The 18,159-nt window shown below is 47.6% G+C and carries 18 protein-coding genes, 2 pseudogenes and 1 other annotated feature; of the genes and pseudogenes, 6 read left to right on the top strand and 14 right to left on the bottom strand.

Features of this window, described 5'->3' with window-relative positions; genetic code table 11:
* The first annotated feature begins 26 nt into the window (after positions 1-26).
* From agaF to C1H71_RS21190, 3 genes and pseudogenes are all read left to right on the top strand, one after another.
* Complete coding sequence (agaF, locus tag C1H71_RS00795) at positions 27-458, top strand: PTS galactosamine/N-acetylgalactosamine transporter subunit IIA (protein WP_130104868.1); 432 nt, start codon at positions 27-29, stop codon at positions 456-458.
* Positions 448-1,590 (top strand): N-acetylglucosamine-6-phosphate deacetylase, encoded by a 1,143-nt coding sequence (nagA, locus tag C1H71_RS00790; RefSeq protein ID WP_130104867.1) that lies wholly within the window; start codon positions 448-450, stop codon positions 1,588-1,590. The genes agaF and nagA overlap by 11 nt, the downstream gene beginning before the upstream one ends.
* A 261-nt stretch (positions 1,591-1,851) precedes the next feature.
* Positions 1,852-2,272, top strand: a pseudogene (locus C1H71_RS21190) (integrase core domain-containing protein); the annotation flags it as partial.
* Positions 2,273-2,363: 91 nt separating this feature from the next.
* Here the strand turns inward: C1H71_RS21190 and C1H71_RS00785 are convergent.
* The 3 genes from C1H71_RS00785 to C1H71_RS00775 form a co-directional block, all read right to left on the bottom strand.
* Positions 2,364-2,948, bottom strand: a complete 585-nt coding sequence (locus C1H71_RS00785) for an aerolysin family beta-barrel pore-forming toxin (protein ID WP_130104866.1) — start codon at positions 2,946-2,948, stop codon at positions 2,364-2,366.
* Positions 2,909-3,817, bottom strand: coding sequence for an aerolysin family beta-barrel pore-forming toxin (locus C1H71_RS00780; RefSeq protein WP_130104865.1), 909 nt, complete (start codon positions 3,815-3,817; stop codon positions 2,909-2,911). Before C1H71_RS00780 ends, C1H71_RS00785 begins: the two co-directional genes overlap by 40 nt.
* A 588-nt stretch (positions 3,818-4,405) precedes the next feature.
* The gene (locus C1H71_RS00775; RefSeq protein WP_130104864.1) at positions 4,406-4,792 is read right to left on the bottom strand and encodes a hypothetical protein; all 387 of its coding nucleotides are present in this window, start codon (positions 4,790-4,792) and stop codon (positions 4,406-4,408) included.
* A gap of 744 nt (positions 4,793-5,536) precedes the next feature.
* Between C1H71_RS00775 and C1H71_RS00770 the strand changes: the two are divergent.
* Positions 5,537-5,683 (top strand): annotated as a pseudogene (locus C1H71_RS00770) (transposase); the annotation flags it as partial.
* Positions 5,684-5,873: 190 nt separating this feature from the next.
* On the opposite strand, the gene C1H71_RS00765 reads toward C1H71_RS00770, so the two are convergent.
* The 7 genes from C1H71_RS00765 to C1H71_RS00735 all read right to left on the bottom strand — a co-directional run bounded on the left by C1H71_RS00765 (position 5,874) and on the right by C1H71_RS00735 (position 12,622).
* Positions 5,874-7,093 (bottom strand): IS3 family transposase gene (locus tag C1H71_RS00765; protein WP_374704445.1). Its coding sequence is split into 2 segments (ribosomal slippage): positions 5,874-6,814 and positions 6,814-7,093, totalling 1,221 coding nucleotides; the frame shifts between segments, so codons are not numbered across the junction.
* Positions 6,702-6,818, bottom strand: a sequence feature (AL1L pseudoknot). (Overlaps the previous gene by 117 nt.)
* The gene (locus tag C1H71_RS00760) at positions 7,056-7,580 is read right to left on the bottom strand and encodes a GNAT family N-acetyltransferase (RefSeq protein WP_130104862.1); all 525 of its coding nucleotides are present in this window, start codon (positions 7,578-7,580) and stop codon (positions 7,056-7,058) included. The genes C1H71_RS00765 and C1H71_RS00760 overlap by 38 nt, the downstream gene beginning before the upstream one ends.
* A gap of 244 nt (positions 7,581-7,824) precedes the next feature.
* Positions 7,825-8,646: a 2,3,4,5-tetrahydropyridine-2,6-dicarboxylate N-succinyltransferase gene (dapD, locus tag C1H71_RS00755; protein WP_130104861.1), complete on the bottom strand. Its 822-nt coding sequence runs from the start codon at positions 8,644-8,646 to the stop codon at positions 7,825-7,827.
* A 16-nt stretch (positions 8,647-8,662) separates the two neighbouring features.
* On the bottom strand, positions 8,663-9,880 hold the full coding sequence (gene dapC, locus C1H71_RS00750) for a succinyldiaminopimelate transaminase (protein WP_130104860.1): 1,218 nt from the start codon (positions 9,878-9,880) through the stop codon (positions 8,663-8,665).
* Between the two features lie 469 nt (positions 9,881-10,349).
* The gene (gene msrA, locus C1H71_RS00745; protein WP_130104859.1) at positions 10,350-10,874 is read right to left on the bottom strand and encodes a peptide-methionine (S)-S-oxide reductase MsrA; all 525 of its coding nucleotides are present in this window, start codon (positions 10,872-10,874) and stop codon (positions 10,350-10,352) included.
* A gap of 220 nt (positions 10,875-11,094) precedes the next feature.
* The gene (gene queF / locus C1H71_RS00740; RefSeq protein ID WP_130104858.1) at positions 11,095-11,922 is read right to left on the bottom strand and encodes an NADPH-dependent 7-cyano-7-deazaguanine reductase QueF; all 828 of its coding nucleotides are present in this window, start codon (positions 11,920-11,922) and stop codon (positions 11,095-11,097) included.
* 112 nt (positions 11,923-12,034) lie between these two features.
* Positions 12,035-12,622, bottom strand: coding sequence for a LexA family protein (locus C1H71_RS00735; RefSeq protein WP_130104857.1), 588 nt, complete (start codon positions 12,620-12,622; stop codon positions 12,035-12,037).
* Positions 12,623-12,788: 166 nt separating this feature from the next.
* Between C1H71_RS00735 and C1H71_RS00730 the strand changes: the two genes are divergently transcribed.
* Positions 12,789-13,739, top strand: coding sequence for a tRNA dihydrouridine synthase (locus tag C1H71_RS00730; RefSeq protein WP_223145953.1), 951 nt, complete (start codon positions 12,789-12,791; stop codon positions 13,737-13,739).
* A gap of 237 nt (positions 13,740-13,976) precedes the next feature.
* Complete coding sequence (locus C1H71_RS00725; RefSeq protein ID WP_130104856.1) at positions 13,977-14,828, top strand: mechanosensitive ion channel domain-containing protein; 852 nt, start codon at positions 13,977-13,979, stop codon at positions 14,826-14,828.
* 47 nt (positions 14,829-14,875) lie between these two features.
* Here the strand turns inward: C1H71_RS00725 and lolD are convergent, their stop codons facing one another.
* The 4 genes from lolD to C1H71_RS00705 all read right to left on the bottom strand — a co-directional run bounded on the left by lolD (position 14,876) and on the right by C1H71_RS00705 (position 18,147).
* Positions 14,876-15,562: a lipoprotein-releasing ABC transporter ATP-binding protein LolD gene (gene lolD / locus C1H71_RS00720; protein ID WP_130104855.1), complete on the bottom strand. Its 687-nt coding sequence runs from the start codon at positions 15,560-15,562 to the stop codon at positions 14,876-14,878.
* Positions 15,555-16,790, bottom strand: a complete 1,236-nt coding sequence (locus tag C1H71_RS00715; RefSeq protein WP_130104854.1) for a lipoprotein-releasing ABC transporter permease subunit — start codon at positions 16,788-16,790, stop codon at positions 15,555-15,557. The genes lolD and C1H71_RS00715 overlap by 8 nt, the downstream gene beginning before the upstream one ends.
* Positions 16,791-17,067: 277 nt before the next feature.
* Positions 17,068-17,853, bottom strand: a complete 786-nt coding sequence (gene pflA, locus C1H71_RS00710; protein WP_130104853.1) for a pyruvate formate-lyase-activating protein — start codon at positions 17,851-17,853, stop codon at positions 17,068-17,070.
* A gap of 108 nt (positions 17,854-17,961) precedes the next feature.
* Positions 17,962-18,147 (bottom strand): glycine radical domain-containing protein, encoded by a 186-nt coding sequence (locus C1H71_RS00705; RefSeq protein ID WP_130104852.1) that lies wholly within the window; start codon positions 18,145-18,147, stop codon positions 17,962-17,964.
* Positions 18,148-18,159: the final 12 nt, after the last annotated feature.

Here is an 18,159-nt window from a genome sequence, read left to right as displayed (position 1 = left end):
AACGCCTGCTTTAAAAGGAAGAGAAAATGATTGCCTTAATTTTAACGGGCCATGGCCGTATCGCCAGCGGCATGCAAGAAGCCATTGTTCAGGTATTTGGCGAGCAGGCGGCCTTATGTGCGATTGATTTTCCTGAAGGCAACAGTACGGCTGTGCTGGATGCAACGTTGAGGCAAGCCATCTTCAGTGTGGATCAGGGGGAGGGTGTGGTATTTGTGGCTGATCTGCTGGGGGGCTCGCCGTTTCGTATCGCGGCAACCATTGCTCAGGAACGCAGTGATATTGAGGTGGTGACTGGGCTTAATTTACAAATGTTTGCTGAAATGCTGTTTGAGCGTGATGAGATTCACGATGTGGCTGAGTTTCGCCAACGGCTGGTGGCAGCAGGAAAAAATGGCGTAACCAGCCTTGCAGAGCGCTTAGCCCGCAAACGGGAGGGGGCTGCTAATGCCTTGTAAAACGCAGCGTTTACGCGCGGCAAGGGTTTTAAGCGAGCACGGCTGGCTGGAAAACGCCGTGCTTGAGATTGCTGCCGATGGCAAGATCGCTGCCTTACTCACGGGGGGCGATTTTGATCTTGATCTGGGTGACAACTGGCTGATGCCCGCACTGATTGATAGCCATGTGCACGGTGCGGCGGGGTTTGACACGATGGATGCCAGCAGTCATGCGCTGGATGAAATCTCCATGCACTTTGCTCGCTTTGGTGTGGGAGCCTTTTTGGCCACCACGGTAACTGCGCCTGTGCCAGCCATTACTGCAGCTTTAACTGAAATTAGCCGCAGCCGCGAGCGGGGTTTGCCAGGGGCAGAATTACTGGGTAGCTATTTAGAAGGCCCGTATTTTACCGCCAAGTGCTGTGGTGCTCATCCGGTGCAATGGATGCGGTCCTTGGATATTGGCGAGTTGCAATCTTGGTTGGATATTGCGGGTGATTCCCTGCATACGGTTGCGCTGGCACCAGAGTTGGCAGGCTCAGATGAAGCCATTGCATGGCTGCGCCGCAAGGGGGTGCGGGTGCTGATTGGCCACAGCGATGCCAGCTACGATCAAACCCTGCACGCTTTGCAGGCTGGCGCACAGGGTATTGTGCATTGCTACAACGGCATGCGTGGCTTACATCATCGTGATCCTGGTGTGGTTGGCGCGGGGCTCACCACCGATGGCTGCGATGTAGAGATGATTGCCGATGGCCATCATGTGCATCCTGCGGCAGTTAAAATTGCCCTGTCTTGCTGTGGAGAAGAGCGCCTACTGCTGATCACCGATGCCATGCGCGCCACTGGCATGAGCGACGGCACGTATCAGTTGGGTGAAATGCAGGTGAATATGCAAAATGGCGTGGTGCGTACCGATGTGGGCGGGCTGGCAGGCAGCACCCTGCATCTGATCGACGCTGTACGCCATGCCCAAAAATGGTTGGGTTTACCACTGGAGCGCGCGTGGGCGCTTGCCAGCCGAAACCCCGCCAGATCACTGGGGCTGGCTGATCTAGGCAGCATCGCCATCGGCAAAAAAGCCAGCCTAACACTGATTAGCCCAGATTTAGCCGTGATGGGCACATGGGTGCAGGGGCGGCAGGTGGTCTAAAGCGGCGTGACGTCTGTGCTAGCCCGCTGCTAGTATAGTGATCTTGCAGTAAGCCAAAACCAGATTTAGGGTCTTGGCTTGGGTGACATGTAATCGTTGCAATGGAAAAGCGAGCAGGGGGCTGACTCGCCTGCTCCTTAATTCTATGTAATCTATTTCCGGTAAATTTAGCATCCCTGTATGGAAATTGTAGTCATACACCTCGCCATAACGGCCCCAATCCACAGCTACATCTAATACTTCGCGAGCATGGCATGAGACATTCGCTTATTTAACGTGATTGATGATTTTAATTGGGAAGGATTAGGTATTGAAGTCGATTTTTCTTTACCAGCAGAGCGCGTAATACGCAGCCCGAATCAAATCATTGAATGGCGCGGCAAACCTAAGAGAATTCAATCAGATAATGGGCCTGAATAATATTAGCCATCTGCCAAAGAATTGGGCAGAGCAACAATCGGTTGAATTGGCTTATATTTAGCCTGGCAATCCGCAGCAAAATGCATATATTGAGCGCTGGAATCGCACTGAGCTTTATGAATGGCTGGTCTGCGGTGATTTTTAAAGCCTTACCAAAGTGCAAGAAACCGCAACGCAATGGCTTTGGGCTTACGATAACGAGCGCACACACATGGGATTGGGCGGCATCACCCCGAAACAAAAATTGGCATTAGATGCCTGACCTCTACTTTTAAGTGAGCTTAAAAATGGGGTGCTCGGGGGATTGCCGTTAATGTATTGCATGCAATATATCAAAGGAGCCTAAAAAATAATTACTGCGCTCTTTTCACTGTAATTTGTAAATTTTTGATCCCATGTTTTTCCAATTCAGCATTACTTAATCCCCTCTCTACTGATCGAGTAGATCGAGTAGATCTCGTGGAGAGTGGGATGGATGGCCCATACACAATGGATGACCCATATGCTGAGTTTGCAGTAAAAACACCTGTTATTTTTACTTTCAAAGGTTGAATCACTTGAGCTAAAGTATTTTCAATCACTTTCTTACTGTAACGATCAATCATCCAACGCCAATCCCAATAGTCGCCCGTATCTCCTAAGCCTGGGTTGCTATACTGATAAACGAGGTTTGTCAGTGAATCACTGGCTCGACCTATCGTATATTTTTTATTGATCGTGGGCCGAGTTGGGTCATGGCTAAGCAAAGCATTTCCCTCCCACCGCATAAACCCAGAAAAGTTAACGTCATAACTCACATCCGCATCAAATGTATAGGGATACTCAATATTAGAAACATATGTTTCCATAAAAACTTCTATTTTACTGTGAGGGGGGACGGAAACAGAAACAGTATCTGTTACAGTTTTAGAATCGCCCCCCCTTTTAATGATGCCCAATTTTGGTTTGCACTAACCTCAATAGCAAGCTCAGTTTCACCAACAAATGGCCATTTAAATTTATTTTTTGATGTCACTTTCTGGCCATAAGCATATGAATCTGTTTTAGACCAATTTGATAAGACAATATAAGACAATGCGACTGTACTAGTTTGCTGAGTATCGGAGTTATTTGTTATAAAAACAGATTTACTTGCTATTCTCTTCTTCTCCGAAGCAGTAATCGAGCCAACGTTAAATTTACCCGAATCAATCAAGTAATTAAAATTATCAACTTCTATCGATAATCTGTCTTTACAGCGATAACCATCGCATGTGCCCTCATTATACCCTTTAATCAGATATTCACCTGGCTTAGTTGACCGACTAATAATCATTCCTTGACCAACTTTGTCTACATAATTTCCCGATGCCCAACCATATCCAAAGTAATGGGCCAATAGGGAGAGAGGCTTAAAAAAACTTTCTTTATTGACCAAAAACCACTCAAAAATAGCATCACTACTTTCAGGGTAAAATACCGGTGGGAGATTTGGAATCATAGGCTTTAATGAAGGGGTTACAGGTGTGCACCACGCTTGTATAGGAACAGTGTTGTCGACTTTAATTTGACCTTTATGTCCCGAACCACTAATAGTCCAACCATCAGCTAAAGCCGTAATCTCCCATACACCCATTCTATTTACCAACCAATTCTGCAATGCCCTTGCATTATCAGCGGTCAATAGCTTATAGCCGGGAAAGCAGTTTCTCGCAGGAAAAAATGGTTGCTGATACACTTCATACATATTAACATTTTCAGAAAAAACGTTACCTGCATAAATTGCCATTATCATAGATAAAATATTTTTTTTGATGTGATAAGCCAAAATATCCACCTTTCATTTAAAGTTAACAATATATAAATTAATTAACACCTACACTAATAAAAAATGTAATCACCTTGCAATAAAACATTAAAAATAATCTGATCATAATTCTGGCGCACTCAGCTCAAAATGCTAAAAGTGAGCGAAGGCTCTATCTATGGAGGATCATCATCGCATGCAAGCAAACTTAGATGTAATAACGCGAAGCAGATAGTCCTTTATTCACTCAGCGTACGCCTAGCAGGGGGGCTTTAGGTAAATAAGAAAAACTGCTTTTGTGACTTAGTGAAAATGTGTAATCACTTACCAGTCTGGGTGTAGTTTGATTTCGTAAGCGGCTTCTCATTTACCAGATTACCCCGTAAATTAACCATGTTTTATGGCAAGGCAGCGCTATCACTCTATTGTGAGGGGTTCATGTTTAAGTTTTATGGCTATTTGGTGATGATCCAAATAAACCTTAAAACGACAAGATTGTGCAAACCCTGCCCACAAGAAATAAAGGGGGTTAGATATCTGCCCAATGTAACCACATTGTTTGCTTATCTAAAATAAAGCCGCTCATTTTAAAATAAGCGGCTTTATTCTTCATACACGCAACTGGAAGCTTGAATTTAGATCAAATAGGTCCGTATAACGTCCTGGGGCAAAATAATGGGATTGGTCAGGTTTAGTGATTTGGAAAATATACCATTTTGAGTGTTTATTATCCGCAGGTTGAGTATGTTCACCCTGACGACATAACTTTCTAATGTTGTTAAAGCTTTCTTCAGAAATACTGAAATAGTAGAAGTAGGCACCGGAACTAGGAAACGCTCGTTCCCATGTTCCGGAAACCTGCACTAAATTTTCGTTTTTATCTTTAGCCCAATACCAATAATCGCCATCAGCTGCAGCACAAAAAACATTGGTGGTTTCTGCTTGAGCGCAGATTGCATATATAGAAAAAATAAGGGGGAAAATAATTTTTTTCATTTAGTTATCCTCACTGCTCTTAGCGCTAAAAGCTTAAGTCCAGTTTAAAAAGATCTATTCAACAGCCCAGAGTGAAAAATTGGGATGGACCATATTTTTTATTTAAAAGTTATATCATTTCGAGTGTTTATTGTCTGCAGGTTGAGCTGTTTCCCCCAAAAAGCATAGTCTTTGTGTGTTGTTAAAAAATTTCTGCAGAAATACAGAAATACAGAAATACAGAAATAGTAGATGTAGATTCTTTAGTGGTGAATGACAAGCTCCCACATTCTATAAACCTACATATTATTATTGTTGTGTACATCACAGCCCAATATAAATTGTTGCCATCGGGCGCATATGGAAAGCACATTTTGGCATTCTCTCTGAACACAGAATAAGCTGCCAGATATAATAAAAATGGCAAGTCAGCAACAATTTATTTCATTACATTTTCTTATTTATTTGTAAAGGGAATGGATATGACAAACAAGTTAGCACGATATATTGATTATCATCAACATATTTTTAATAAAATTAATTTTTTGTATTTAAAAATGGTTTGTAGGTAAATTTACTTAGGTAGATTTACTTAATTGATCTTCTTGTTAAATTTCAGCGTATTGCCTCCCATCTATACAAGGTTTTTCCAATATAATCATCTTAATGAGCCGAAATCATCAGACATAAATCCATTCACCGTTTAAAGCGGTATTGCGCCTAGTACGATATCCTACGCCCACATTTCCACCTACATGCTGTCTCTCGCTCTCAACAGGAAAACGGGGACGGCAAGCTGAGTTTAGCGATGCGGCCATTCAGTTTTGCTTAACGATCAAGTGCCTATTTAAGCTCCCGCTACGCCAAACAACAGGCTTTGTAGAAAGCTGGCTTCGACTCGCTAATTTAGATTAGAAAGTGCCTGATTCCAGCACGTTCTGCCAACGAAAAAATGTCTTAAGGCCGTCATTTCGGCATAAAAAAGCATGGGTGGTCTGCAAGTATTGGTCGACCGTATGGGCCTTGTCGACGTCATGTGAGCGCCTTTATCAAAATCCACCTCTGAATCGCACCGGGTTTCGCGGAGGCTGTTTGGTTTGAGTCAGACCAACATGGCCTGCTCGCTTTGATTACGATAATAATTTGCTTCTGCTTCCGCAGGTGGGATATGACCAATCGACCCAAGCAAACGATGGTGATTGAACCACGAAACCCATTCTAATGTCGCTAGCTCCACAGATTCTAGGCTTTTCCAAGGCCCCAAACGATGAATCACTTCCGCTTTGTAGAGTCCGTTAATCGTCTCAGCGAGTGCATTGTCGTAACTGTCGCCGGTCGTACCAACCGATGGCTCGATGCCTGCTTCAGTCAATCGCTCGGTATATCTAATCGATACATACTGCGATCCACGGTCGCTGTGATGAATCAGCGCTTCTCGCTCCGGTTGCCGCGCCCAAAGGGCTTGCTCTAACGCATCCAGCACAAACTCGGTTTGCATATTGCGACTCACTCGCCAGCCCACGATATACCGAGCGAATACATCAATCACAAACGCCACATACACGAAGCCTTGCCAAGTCGATACGTAGGTAAAATCCGAAACCCAGAGCTGATTCGGTCGTTCGGCGACAAATTGTCGGTTCACATGATCGAGTGGGCAAGCAACGGCAGGGTCTGGGCGTGTCGTGCGCACCGCTTTACCACGCGATATTCCGCGCAAACCTAGGCTGCGCATCAAACGCTCAACGGTACACCGCGCCACAAGATGCCCATCGCGCTTGAGTTGCCGCCAGACTTTGACGGCACCATACACCTGATGATTCTCTTGCCAGACGCGCGTAACTTCACCGCTCAGTTGCTCGTCACGAATGGCACGTTGGCAACGTAACGCGGGATTGCGCTGTCGAGCGACATAACGTCGATAGGCAGACGGAGCGACCTGTAACAGTTTGCAGATCGGCTCGACCCCGTGCTGACCACGATGGGAATCGATGAATGACCTTACGATTTCAAGCGGCGGTCGAGCTCCGCCTGTGCGAAATACGCGCTGGCTAGGCGCAGAATTTCATTGGCCTTTTTAAGTTCGCGTACTTCTCGTTCCAGCGCTTTGATTCGTTCGTTCTCTGCTGAATTTTTGTTGGCTTGAACGGTATCGCCGCCTTGTCGACGGCACCATGTGCGCAGTGTTTCGGGCGTGCAGCCTATTTTGCTGGCAATTGAAACGAGGGTAGCCCATTCGGATGGGTATTCAGCAAGGTGTTCAATGACCATGCGAACTGCTCGTTCACGGACTTCGGGGGAAAAGTGAGTTGATTTCTTCATGGCGCCATTCTCTCAAGAATTGGAGCCTCCGCGAAACCCGGTGCGATTCACCATAGCCGAGCCGGCTATAGAGCGCTTGCGCGGCTAAGTTTTGGCCGAAAACATGCAGGCCAATGCTGGCTAGGCCAAGATCACTGACGAGTACTTCTATCGCTTTGAAAGCTTGCGTGGCATATCCCTGACGACGATAAGACGCTTTGATCTCTAAATCATAAACAAAGGCGAGGCGGACCCCTTTATCTAGGACGACGGCAAACCAAATAAAACCCACGGTAGTCTGGTTATCGTTGCCGATGATTTCAAATAAATATTGATCGGGCGTGTCTGTGCCCTGTGGGAGGAGCTTGTGAAATTCATTACGAGATTGCTCAAGCGCATCTTCTTCACGCCAGCGGCCCGATGAGGTATTTGCTTCGGCATAGCTAAGGATGGACGACTCGAGGTAGGGCTCGTAAGTCTCTCTTTGCATAGGCAATAGGAAGGTCATGAGTTTGTATTTAATGGATTTGAGTAGTTGCTTAGCATATCTACTTTTTCGATTTTTATGGTGATTTATTGGCTCATAATGAAAGTAAATATGTTTTTTAAGCTAATTATTTTGATTAAGTAACAATTTTAGGCTGAAGGAAGATTTGAAAAATGGCGGTAATGCTCATGCTTTTTGCAGAAATAAGGGCACAAAAAAAGCCCAGGGAAACTAGCTCTCTGGGCTTTTATATATTTAATTGTGATTAAATACCGCGGAGTAATTCGTTGATGCTGGTTTTAGCGCGTGTCTTGGCGTCTACCTTTTTAACAATCACTGCGCAGTACAGGCTGTATTTTCCGTCAGCAGAAGGCAGGTTGCCTGATACTACTACGGAGCCAGCTGGAATGCGGCCGTAAGTGACTTCGCCGGTTTCGCGGTCATAAATCTTAGTGCTTTGGCCGATATAAACGCCCATCGAGATCACTGAGCCTTCTTCAACAATCACGCCTTCAACCACTTCTGAACGCGCACCGATAAAGCAGTTGTCTTCGATGATTGTTGGGTTGGCTTGCAGTGGCTCAAGTACGCCGCCGATGCCTACGCCACCGGATAAATGCACGTTTTTACCGATTTGCGCGCAGCTACCTACGGTGGCCCAAGTGTCGACCATCGTGCCTTCGTCTACATAGGCACCGATATTCACGTAAGAAGGCATTAACACCACGTTTTTACCGATAAAGGAGCCACGACGCGCTATAGCATTTGGCACAACGCGAAAGCCGCCTTCGCGGAAGTCTTCGGTGGTGTAATCGGCAAATTTTGAAGGCACTTTGTCAAAATACTGGGTGCAGCCGCCATCCATAGGGACATTGTCGTTAATGCGGAAAGACAGCAGTACGGCTTTTTTTAGCCATTGATGAGTATGCCATTGGCCATTGATTTTTTCCGCAACACGGTACTGGCCTTTGTCTAAGCCTAAAATCACGCTGTTGATGGTATCACGCAGCTCGGAAGTGACTGTGGCTGGGGTGATTTCAGCACGATTTTCAAAGGCAGTTTCGATGATTTGTTGCAGTTGGCTCATGGTGTTTCCTTTTCAGTTAAACAGCTTGGGACGTGCCCAGCGTGGCAGAGTGCTTACGACAAAAACGGACAATCCGCTCTGCGGCGGCAATACAATCATTTAAAGGGGCCACAAGGGCGATTCGAATATAGCCAAGACCTGGGTTTGCGCCATGGGCGCTACGCGCAAGGTAGGAGCCAGGCAATACCGTGACGTGTTCTTCTGCAAATAGTTTGCTGGCAAACTCGGTATCGTTACCGTTGATTTTTGCCCACAGATAAAATGCGGCATCGGGTTGGTGAACCTCCATTACGCTCTGTAAGAGGGGCGTTACTGTGGCAAATTTTTGCCTATAAAGTTCACGGTTTTCTTCCACATGCACTTCATCATCCCAAACTGCGGCGCTAGCGGCCTGCACCATCTGGCTCATGGCGCAGCCGTGATAGGTGCGATAGAGCAAAAACTGCGCAAGTAATTTAGCATCCCCCGCTACAAAGCCAGAGCGCAGCCCAGGTACATTAGAGCGCTTAGATAATGAAGAGAAAATCACCAAGTTATGATAGTCACGTCCTAGCTGGTTGGCCGCTTCTAGCGCACCTAATGGCTTTTCAGTGCCAAAGTAAATTTCTGAGTAGCATTCATCAGAGGCAATCACAAAGCCGTATTGATCGGAGAGGGTAAATAATTTTTTCCAGTCTTCTAAAGAGGCTACTGCACCCGTGGGATTACCTGGCGAGCAGGTAAATACCAGCTGAGTGCGCTGCCAGATCTCTGCAGGAACGGCACCCCAATTGGGCTGGAAACGATTTTCTGCATTGCAATTTACAAAATAAGGCTCGGCTCCAGCCAAAAACGCCGCGCCTTCGTAAATTTGGTAAAACGGATTAGGGGATAGCACAATGGGCTGGCCCTCGCTGTTATCAATAATGGTTTGCGCAAAGGCAAAGAGCGCTTCTCGGCTACCATTCACTGGAATAATTTCTGTGGCAGGATTTGGTGCCGTAATTGAGTAACGTCGTGCTAGCCAGCTGCTGATGCTTTGCCGTAAGTCATCAGAGCCTAGTGTGGCAGGGTAGGCGGATAAACCATCAAAGTGGGCGATCAGCGCATCGGTAACGAGTTTTGGCGTGGTGTGTTTAGGCTCGCCGATAGATAAATTAATATGTGCCAGCGCCGGATTGGTTATCACACCTGCAAAAAGTTGCTTTAGTTTTTGGAATGGATAGGGCTGAAGCAAGGATAGTTGCGGTGACATGGATATCCGAGGTGGCTGGGGAAAGCCCGATTATAGCAGCAGGCTTTCATACGCCCGTGCTTAGTAGATGTTTTTTTACGGTGCTAGGGTCTGTTGACGTTTCATTCGCCATTGCGCTGAGCCGGAAAACGGCCAGGCACAAGGCATGTGACGAAGACAATAACGGGTTATTGTCGAGGAGCATAACGCAGTGAATGGCCATTTTCCGGCTCAGCCCTTCGGGTTTAGCCCCTTTTGGGGCTGCACGGCGTTAAAAATCGCTGATGGTAGGTGTACCATGCCGCAATTTTCTCCTTGTTCAGCCCCAAAACTGGGCCAAACGCAGCCGTGAATGAAACGTCAACAGACCCTAGGGTAAGTTGTTTGCAACAACCACCAATGAGTAGGGCGCAGCAAGCAGCGCCTCTACTCATTGGTGGTTGTCTTAATTTGTGTGCTGCGTATTTTTAATCTTGCCGCGCAATATCGCTTACTTCAGCAGATTTCCATACTCTTGAACCAACTTACGTACTTTACCTGCTACAACGGCAGAGCAATAAGGCTGCTCTGGATTTTGCTCGAAGTAGTCTTGGTGGTAGGTTTCGGCTGGCCAATAGGTGACGGCAGGGGTGACTTCTGTGACGATAGGATCGCGATAGTCACTGGCTAAATCAGCAATCTTTTTGCGAGCGTCAGCGGCTTGCTGCTCGCTATGAAAGAAGATGCTGGAGCGGTACTGCGTGCCAACATCTCCACCTTGGCGGTTGAGAGTGGTAGGGTTATGCAGGGCAAAAAACAGCTCTAAGAGCGTGGCGTAGCTGATAATGGTGGGGTCAAAGGTAAGCTGAATCACCTCGGCGTGGCCTGTGTCACCAGTACATACGGCTTTGTAAGTGGGTGCTTCAATACGGCCTCCCATATAACCGCAATCCACTTGGGATACGCCACGTAAACGTGCAAAGGTGGCATCTAGGCACCAGAAACAACCACCCGCTAATGTCGCAATTTCACTCATTTTTATCTTCCGACTGTTTTAATTAATGCTTTGTTTGATGGGCAAAAACCTGTGGTGTAGAGCAGGGGAATATACCAGTGTGCACTGGGAAACTAAGTTACGAATTCATCTTTACATTCAAAAATGAGGTAGTAGAACATTTCTTTGCTTAGTGCGCGCTCTGATTTTTTCTCTGCTCTGTGTTTACAGATTTTTATCGAGTATTTATTTACTTGCGGGCTTATTGCCTTGCTCCACGTAAATTAGTCGGCAAGGGGGCGCTAAAATTACAGCGGTAGGGATTAATATCTAAGCCACCGCGGCGGGTGTAACGGGCGTAAACAGCCAGTTTCAATGGGGCGCAATCTCTTTGAATATCCACAAAAATACGTTCTACGCATTGCTCGTGAAATTCATTATGATTGCGAAATGAAATTAAATAACGCAGTAGCGATTCACGATTAATAGGCTTGCCGGTATAGCTAATCTGAATACTGGCCCAATCGGGTTGGCCAGTGACTAAGCAATTTGATTTTAGCAAATTAGATGTCAGCGATTCGCTAATGGTGGTTTCACCGCTATCGCACTTTAATAAGCCTGCTTGAGGCGAGTATTGATCGATTTCGATATCTAGATTGTCGATGCAATAACCGTCTAACTCAGCCAGACGCTGCTGATAGAATTGCTCTGGGCCAATGAGCTGAACGCCCACAGAGGCCCCAGCTGCCGCAGATAGATCGGCTTGCAGTACGTTTTGTAGGGCTTCACGTGTTTCTAGCTTGGTTTGGTTAAAGCTATTTAAATACAGTTTGAACGATTTAGATTCAATGATGTTTGGGCTACTAGCGGGAACAGTAAATACGGCAATGGCGACCTGTGGTTTGCCATGGCTATTGAGCCAAGAGAGCTCGTAGCCATTCCAGATATCGCTTCCCATAAAGGGCAGTGTTTCACTTAGGCCAATCTCAAGGCGTTTGCCTACGCGGGGAATAGGGAACAGCAGGCTTGGATCGTATTCGGTGATGTAACTGACCGTTTTGCCTAAAGGGGATAATTCAGCTTCGCTCACAAATGCTCCTTAATCAGGTTTGGATGCAAGGGGGAAATTGCCTGAGGCAAGTTGCAGCTCTTGATCTATTGCTTGCTATTTTATCTTTAAGCACCCATTTGATGCTTGGCAATTATCGGTATTTTCTGATGAGTCCAACCATTACGCCATAAATCTCTAGGCCTTCTTTAGGGCGAATGGGTTCGTAAGCGGGGTTTTGTGGCATCAATAGGTAGCCTTGTTTATCTCGGCTTAAGGTTTTAAGCGTGTATTCGCCGTCCACAATGGCAATCACTACATCGCCCACATTGGCACTGTGACGTTTCTCAACTACGGCAATATCACCATCGTGGATGCCCGCGTCAATCATGGAATCACCTTTAACGCGCACCATCACCGATGCGGATGGGCGATCAATGAGGTAGTCATCAATGCTAATAGCTTCGCTCATTGCATCATTGGCGGCGGCTGGAAGGCCTGCGGGCACGGGGAAATCAGCCAGTTCGCGCTCAAAAAAACGCTTGGTTGGGGCGAGGCGTTTATCTGGGGTGATGTCGACATAACCCGCAAGCAGCAAACGTTTAACCAGTGCCGAAACGGCTGATTTGGAAGCAAGGCCCAATAAATCTCCAATCACCGAATAGGAGGGTAGATTACGGTAGTCAGAGTAATAGTCTTGTAGCTTGCCTAGGTATTCGGTATCGCGATTGGGATGTGCCATTGGGGTAACCTTTTTAGAACAAACGTTCTACGCTAGCGTAGTGAACGCTCGTTCTGTTGTCAAGCGGTGGAGCCTTGGCTGTTGTTTTCTGCTGGATATACGGGATGAAGAGGGTGCAGCGCGCATGGGTTACAATAGCGGCCTTTCTGCTTTGGCTATATGAACTGTGAAGATTTTACTTGCCCCAATGGAGGGGCTACTTGATTTTGTGCTACGTGATGTGCTGACGCGGGTGGGGGGCATTGATATGTGCGTGACGGAGTTTATCCGCATCAGTGGTTCCTTATTGCCAAATAAAACTTTTCTGCGGATTGCACCAGAGCTGCTGAACGGCAGCAAAACGGTGGCTGGCGTGCCGGTTAGCGTGCAGTTGCTTGGCTCAGACCCCGTATGTATGGGGGAAAACGCAGCGCGCTTGGCCGAGCTTGGCCCTTATGAGATTGATTTAAACTTTGGCTGCCCGGCTAAAAGTGTGAATCGCCACCGTGGCGGAGCCGTGCTGTTACAAGAGCCCGAGTTGATCGAGCAGATTGTCGGTGCGGTGCGTCGTGCGGTGCCCGCGCATATCCCCGTGACGGCCAAAATGCGCCTTGGCTATAACGATAGTAGCCAAACGATTGAATGCGCACAGGCAATGGCCAGTGGCGGTGCAGCCCGGGTGGTGGTGCACGCGCGAACCAAGCTCGATGGCTATAAACCGCCAGCTTATTGGGAGCTGATCCCTAGCGTGCGTGAGGCACTGGCGGCATCAAACGTACCTGTGGTGGCAAATGGTGAGATTTGGACTGTGGAAGAATTTCACCGCTGCGCAGCAGTATCTGGCTGTGATCAAATTATGCTGGGGCGTGGGATTGTTTCAAATCCAAGTTTGGCGTTGATGGCCCAAACGGGCCAAGCACAGCTGCCGTGGGAAGCATTGCAACCCTTGTTCCTTTGTTTTTGGCAGCTCATTCAGGCGCAGCATATTATGCCTAAGCACCGTGCAGGGCGTATGAAGCAGTGGTTGACTTATTTACGTCGAACTTATCCCGAAGCGGAAGCATTATTTACGCAAGTCCGAACCTTAACGGAGCCTGCCGATGTGGCCGCGGTCTTGCTAGCAGCCAGTCGGACTTAAGCGATCGTAGCGAGGGAAAAACCGGTTTGAGACAGATTTTGTGGGTTTTTGAGGCGAATAGCTGGCTATTCAACGAGAAAATGCGTGAAATATGGCCAAATCCGGCTTTTCCGTAGTAGATCAGTCTTAAGTCCGACAGGCTGCTAGGGTCTGTTGACGTTTCATTTTCCGGCTAAACCCGAAGGGCTGAGCCGGAAATGGCCATTCACAGCCAGCGATAATAAAAGAAGAGGAACTATGCAGGGATATTACGAGAGACTAGCCGCAGCGCTTTTGCCCATGCTGGCAGATAGAGCGTTGATCCGCGATGCGATTATTTCTGCGGTATTTATTACAGTGTTAATGATTTGCCGGTCTTTAATGCGTCGCGCTATTTTACGTCGGCATGATTTAGGGCCAGAGGTTCGTCGTCGCTGGGTGGTTTATCTTAGGAACACTGCACTGGGTGTTTTTTTTCTCGGCATGATTTTTATCTGGGGGCATGAGATCCAGACCTTTGCGGTATCCTTGGTGGCGATTGCTGCCGCCATTGTGCTGGCAACGAAGGAAATGATTCTTTGCATGCTGGGATCTATTTATCGCAGTAGCAGTAATGCATTTACGGTGGGGGATAGGGTTGAGATTGGTGGCATCCGCGGGCAGGTGATCGATATGAATATTGTATCGACAACGCTAATGGAGTCTAGCCATGCTTTGCAGCATCAAGGCACGGTGGGGCGTAGCATTACAGTGCCTAACTCTTTACTATTAAATCAGCCAGTATTTAATGAAAGTATGTTGGGTGATTATGTATTGCAGACGATTCATATTGCCATTACTCGGGTTGATGATTGGTTGAAGGCGGAGCTGGTGTTGCTAGAAGCGGGGCAGATCATCGCCGCTGAATATGCGCTCGATTTATCTAGGCATGCCCGTGAGCTGGAGCGCCGCTATGCACTGGAGTCCCCCATGATAGAGCCACGTGTAAGAATTTTTTTAGATCGCTATGAAGAGATTGGTCTGCAGCTGCAAATAGCGGTGCCGCTGGGGCAAAGGGCTAAAATTGAGCAAAGGGTGCTGAGGATGTTTTTGCAGGGTATGGAAAAGTAAATCACGCGAGGGCGGGCTTTGCACCCGCCGCGCTCAAAATATTACGCTTACTGCAAGCCATCTTTCGATAGTCTTAATACTCGTCCGCATTTAGCGGCCAGATCTGGGTCGTGCGTCACAATCACAAAGCCTGTGCCTGATTCGCGGGCTAACTCCAGCATCAGCTCAAATACTCCCGCTGCCGTTTCCCTATCCAGATTACCCGTTGGCTCGTCGGCCAGCACGCAGGCGGGGCGGGTAACGAGCGCACGGGCGATGGCAGTGCGCTGGCGCTCTCCTCCAGACATCTCACTTGGTTTGTGGTGGCTGCGCTCGCTTAAGCCCACGCGCGCCAAGATGGCTGCTGCCTCTTTCAATGCAGCGGCCTTATCCATGCGGCGGATGAGTAGTGGCATGGCGACGTTTTCTACGGCGCTAAACTCTGGCAGTAGATGATGAAACTGATAAACAAAGCCCAGATGTTGATTACGCATTAGCCCACGTTCAGTTTCATTGCATGCCAGCGGGTTTTTGCCCATTAATTGGATTTGTCCGCTACTTGGTGCGTCCAGCGCGCCAAGGCAATGCAGCAGGGTGGATTTGCCAGAGCCAGAGGCCCCAACAATGGCCACTGTTTCGCCACGGTGTAAGGAAAAATCAATATGCGCTAAAACTTGGGTTTCAAGCGTGCCGGTTTTATAACTTTTACTTAAGCCTTGCGCCGCTAGTACAGGGGCTTGATCTAAATTACTCATAACGTAAAGCCTCAGCAGGATTGACGCGAGAGGCGCGCCAGCTAGGGTAAAGAGTGGCCAGTAAGGCGAGCAATAGGGAGATGCCCCCGATGCTGCTTACATCGCTCCACAACACGCGGGATGGCAACTCGGAAATCAGATAAATATCGGGGGATAAAATAGTGGTGCCCAAGATACGCTCAATAAAGGGCACAATCACATCCAGATTTTTAGAGACGAGAACCCCAGCTAATACCCCTGATCCCGTGCCAATCACACCAGATAAGGCCCCTTGAATCACAAATATTTTCATAATCGAAAACGGTGAAGCGCCGAGGGTACGCAAGATGGCGATGTCGGCTTGCTTATCTGTGACCACCATGACTAAGGTTGAAACAAGATTAAACGCTGCTACTGCTACGATCAGCGTCAGAATAATAAACATCATGCGTTTTTCGATTTCAACGGCACGGAAATAGGTTGGGTTTTCTTGTGACCAATCGGATGCAATCAGCTCAGGCATTTCTTGATTAATTTCACGCGAAACGCGGCGGGCTAGATTTAAATCATCCAGCTTTAGCCTTACTCCAGAAACGGCGCTGCCGGTGCGAAACAACGTCTGAGCGTCTTTGATATCTACCATCGCAAGGCCAATATCATAAGGCGCGTAATCTGCCTTAAATATCCCAGCAACAGTAAATTGCTTCATCCTAGGGATGAGCCCAGCAGGAGTGACTTGCCCTTGCGGTGTAATCATCGTGACCCGATCACCAAGGCGCACCGATAGCTCGTTGGCGAGTGAAATACCTAAGATAATCCCAAACTCACCTGAGCGTAAGGAGTGCAACTCGCCAGCCACCAGCTTGCCAGCCACTTCATTCACCTTGCTCTCTTGTTGTGGATCTATCCCGCGCACCAATGCGCCTTTAACTTGGCTGCCATTAATCAGTAAGCCTTGCCCCAGCACATAGGGCGCGGTGGCCAGTACATGTGGGTTTTTCTTGGCAATAGTGGCCGTTGTTTGCCAATCTTGCAGCTGATTGCCTACCCCGCTGATCTGTACGTGCGCTGCCATTCCTAAGATGCGATTACGCACCTCTGCCTGAAAACCATTCATCACCGACAGCACAATAATTAACGCCGCCACACCGAGCGCAATACCCACGACGGAGATCAGAGAAATAAACGAAATAAAACCATTACGACGGCTGGCACGCGTATAACGTAGGCCGATCAGAAGTTCATACATGGGAGGCAATATTCAGCAGGGGCAAAAGGGCGCTCAGTTTAGCATGCTTCATTTACGCTGGCGGCCTTGCTTATTAAAGATGTAATTATATTTGCTTTGATGGGGGCCTCCTCAGTATTGGAGAAGTGAAGCGTTGGTGCCAAGCGGGTCATTTTAGGCTCAATATAGGTCATGAAGGCTTGATAAGGCGGGGTTTAACCCGCCTTATCAAGCTCAGGCCTATTTTGATCAAGCGGATGCTCATTAACGCAGACACTAGGCAGACCCTAGCCTGCAATCAACAGGTAAATATTCCACGTGCCCTAAATTGTTCTCTTACACGCTTTACTAGCTCAGGGGGGGGAGTGGAGGTATCGCTTAGCTCGTATTTCATGCCCAGCTCAGCCCATTTGCTTTCGCCCATTTTATGAAAGGGCAGTACTTCAACGCGCTCGATGTTTTTCATTGGCTGTAGATAATCGGCCAGTTTTTCTACATCCGCAAAGTCGTCGCTGATGCCGGGGATCAGTACGTAGCGAACCCAGACCGGTTTGCCCATCTTTTGTAAGCGCTCGGCAAAGTCGAGCGTGGGTTGGAGTGGTTTGCTGGTAAGGGCTTCGTATTTGACCGGATCGCTGTGTTTGATGTCGAGCAACACTAAGTCCACATTATCAAACCATGCATCATCGAGGTGGGCGGCTAAAAAGCCTTGGGTATCAAGTGCCGTGTGTAGTTTCAGGTCTTGCTTGGCGCGGCGGAAAATTTCGCCTACAAAGTGCGCTTGCATCAAAGGCTCGCCACCGGAAATCGTGAGCCCGCCTGCGATACGCAAAAAGCTGGCATATTTTTTAAGCTCGGTCATGACTGCTTCAACGGTGTAGCTTTTACCGTTATGCAGCTTCCATGTGTCTGGATTATGGCAATACAGACAGCGGAATTGGCAGCCGCTTACAAAAAGGGCGAAGCGCATGCCGGGCCCATCAACGGCTGCACCGGTTTCAATGGAGTGTACAAATCCCTGTTGATGATGTTCGGTATCAAACGAGATCGGGATGATTTCCCCTAGTGGCTTGGTCGGTTTCATGTTTTTTCCAGTGGGGCTTATTTTATTGTTTTACGTTAAAACGGATCATTAGGCCTGCGCTTAATGATCCGTTTTGGGTGGTTCTACTTCGCACTAATGCGCAAAAGCTTACGTTTTTTCGTGGAAAGTACGGCTAATCACGTCCATTTGCTGCTCACGAGTGAGCTTGACGAAATTGACTGCATAGCCAGAAACACGCACGGTGAGTTGTGGGTAATTATCTGGATTTTCCATCGCGTCAATCAAGGTATCTTGGTTTAATACATTCATATTGAGGTGAAATAGTTGTGCCATGGGCTACTCCTT

This window comes from Iodobacter fluviatilis (assembly GCF_004194535.1).
Lineage (GTDB): Bacteria > Pseudomonadota > Gammaproteobacteria > Burkholderiales > Chitinibacteraceae > Iodobacter > Iodobacter fluviatilis_A.
The sequence above is the reverse complement of the archived record's forward strand: the minus strand, read 5'-3'. Positions and strand labels throughout refer to the sequence as shown.

Coding starts and splice junctions, on each gene's coding strand:
- agaF (WP_130104868.1), top strand. CDS start 27: ATGATTGCCTTAATTTTAACGGGCCATGGCCGTATCGCCAGCGGCATG.
- nagA (WP_130104867.1), top strand. CDS start 448: ATGCCTTGTAAAACGCAGCGTTTACGCGCGGCAAGGGTTTTAAGCGAG.
- C1H71_RS00775 (WP_130104864.1), bottom strand. CDS start 4,792: ATGAAAAAAATTATTTTCCCCCTTATTTTTTCTATATATGCAATCTGC.
- C1H71_RS00760 (WP_130104862.1), bottom strand. CDS start 7,580: ATGACCTTCCTATTGCCTATGCAAAGAGAGACTTACGAGCCCTACCTC.
- dapD (WP_130104861.1), bottom strand. CDS start 8,646: ATGAGCCAACTGCAACAAATCATCGAAACTGCCTTTGAAAATCGTGCT.
- dapC (WP_130104860.1), bottom strand. CDS start 9,880: ATGTCACCGCAACTATCCTTGCTTCAGCCCTATCCATTCCAAAAACTA.
- msrA (WP_130104859.1), bottom strand. CDS start 10,874: ATGAGTGAAATTGCGACATTAGCGGGTGGTTGTTTCTGGTGCCTAGAT.
- C1H71_RS00735 (WP_130104857.1), bottom strand. CDS start 12,622: ATGGCACATCCCAATCGCGATACCGAATACCTAGGCAAGCTACAAGAC.
- C1H71_RS00725 (WP_130104856.1), top strand. CDS start 13,977: ATGCAGGGATATTACGAGAGACTAGCCGCAGCGCTTTTGCCCATGCTG.
- lolD (WP_130104855.1), bottom strand. CDS start 15,562: ATGAGTAATTTAGATCAAGCCCCTGTACTAGCGGCGCAAGGCTTAAGT.
- C1H71_RS00715 (WP_130104854.1), bottom strand. CDS start 16,790: ATGTATGAACTTCTGATCGGCCTACGTTATACGCGTGCCAGCCGTCGT.
- pflA (WP_130104853.1), bottom strand. CDS start 17,853: ATGAAACCGACCAAGCCACTAGGGGAAATCATCCCGATCTCGTTTGAT.
- C1H71_RS00705 (WP_130104852.1), bottom strand. CDS start 18,147: ATGGCACAACTATTTCACCTCAATATGAATGTATTAAACCAAGATACC.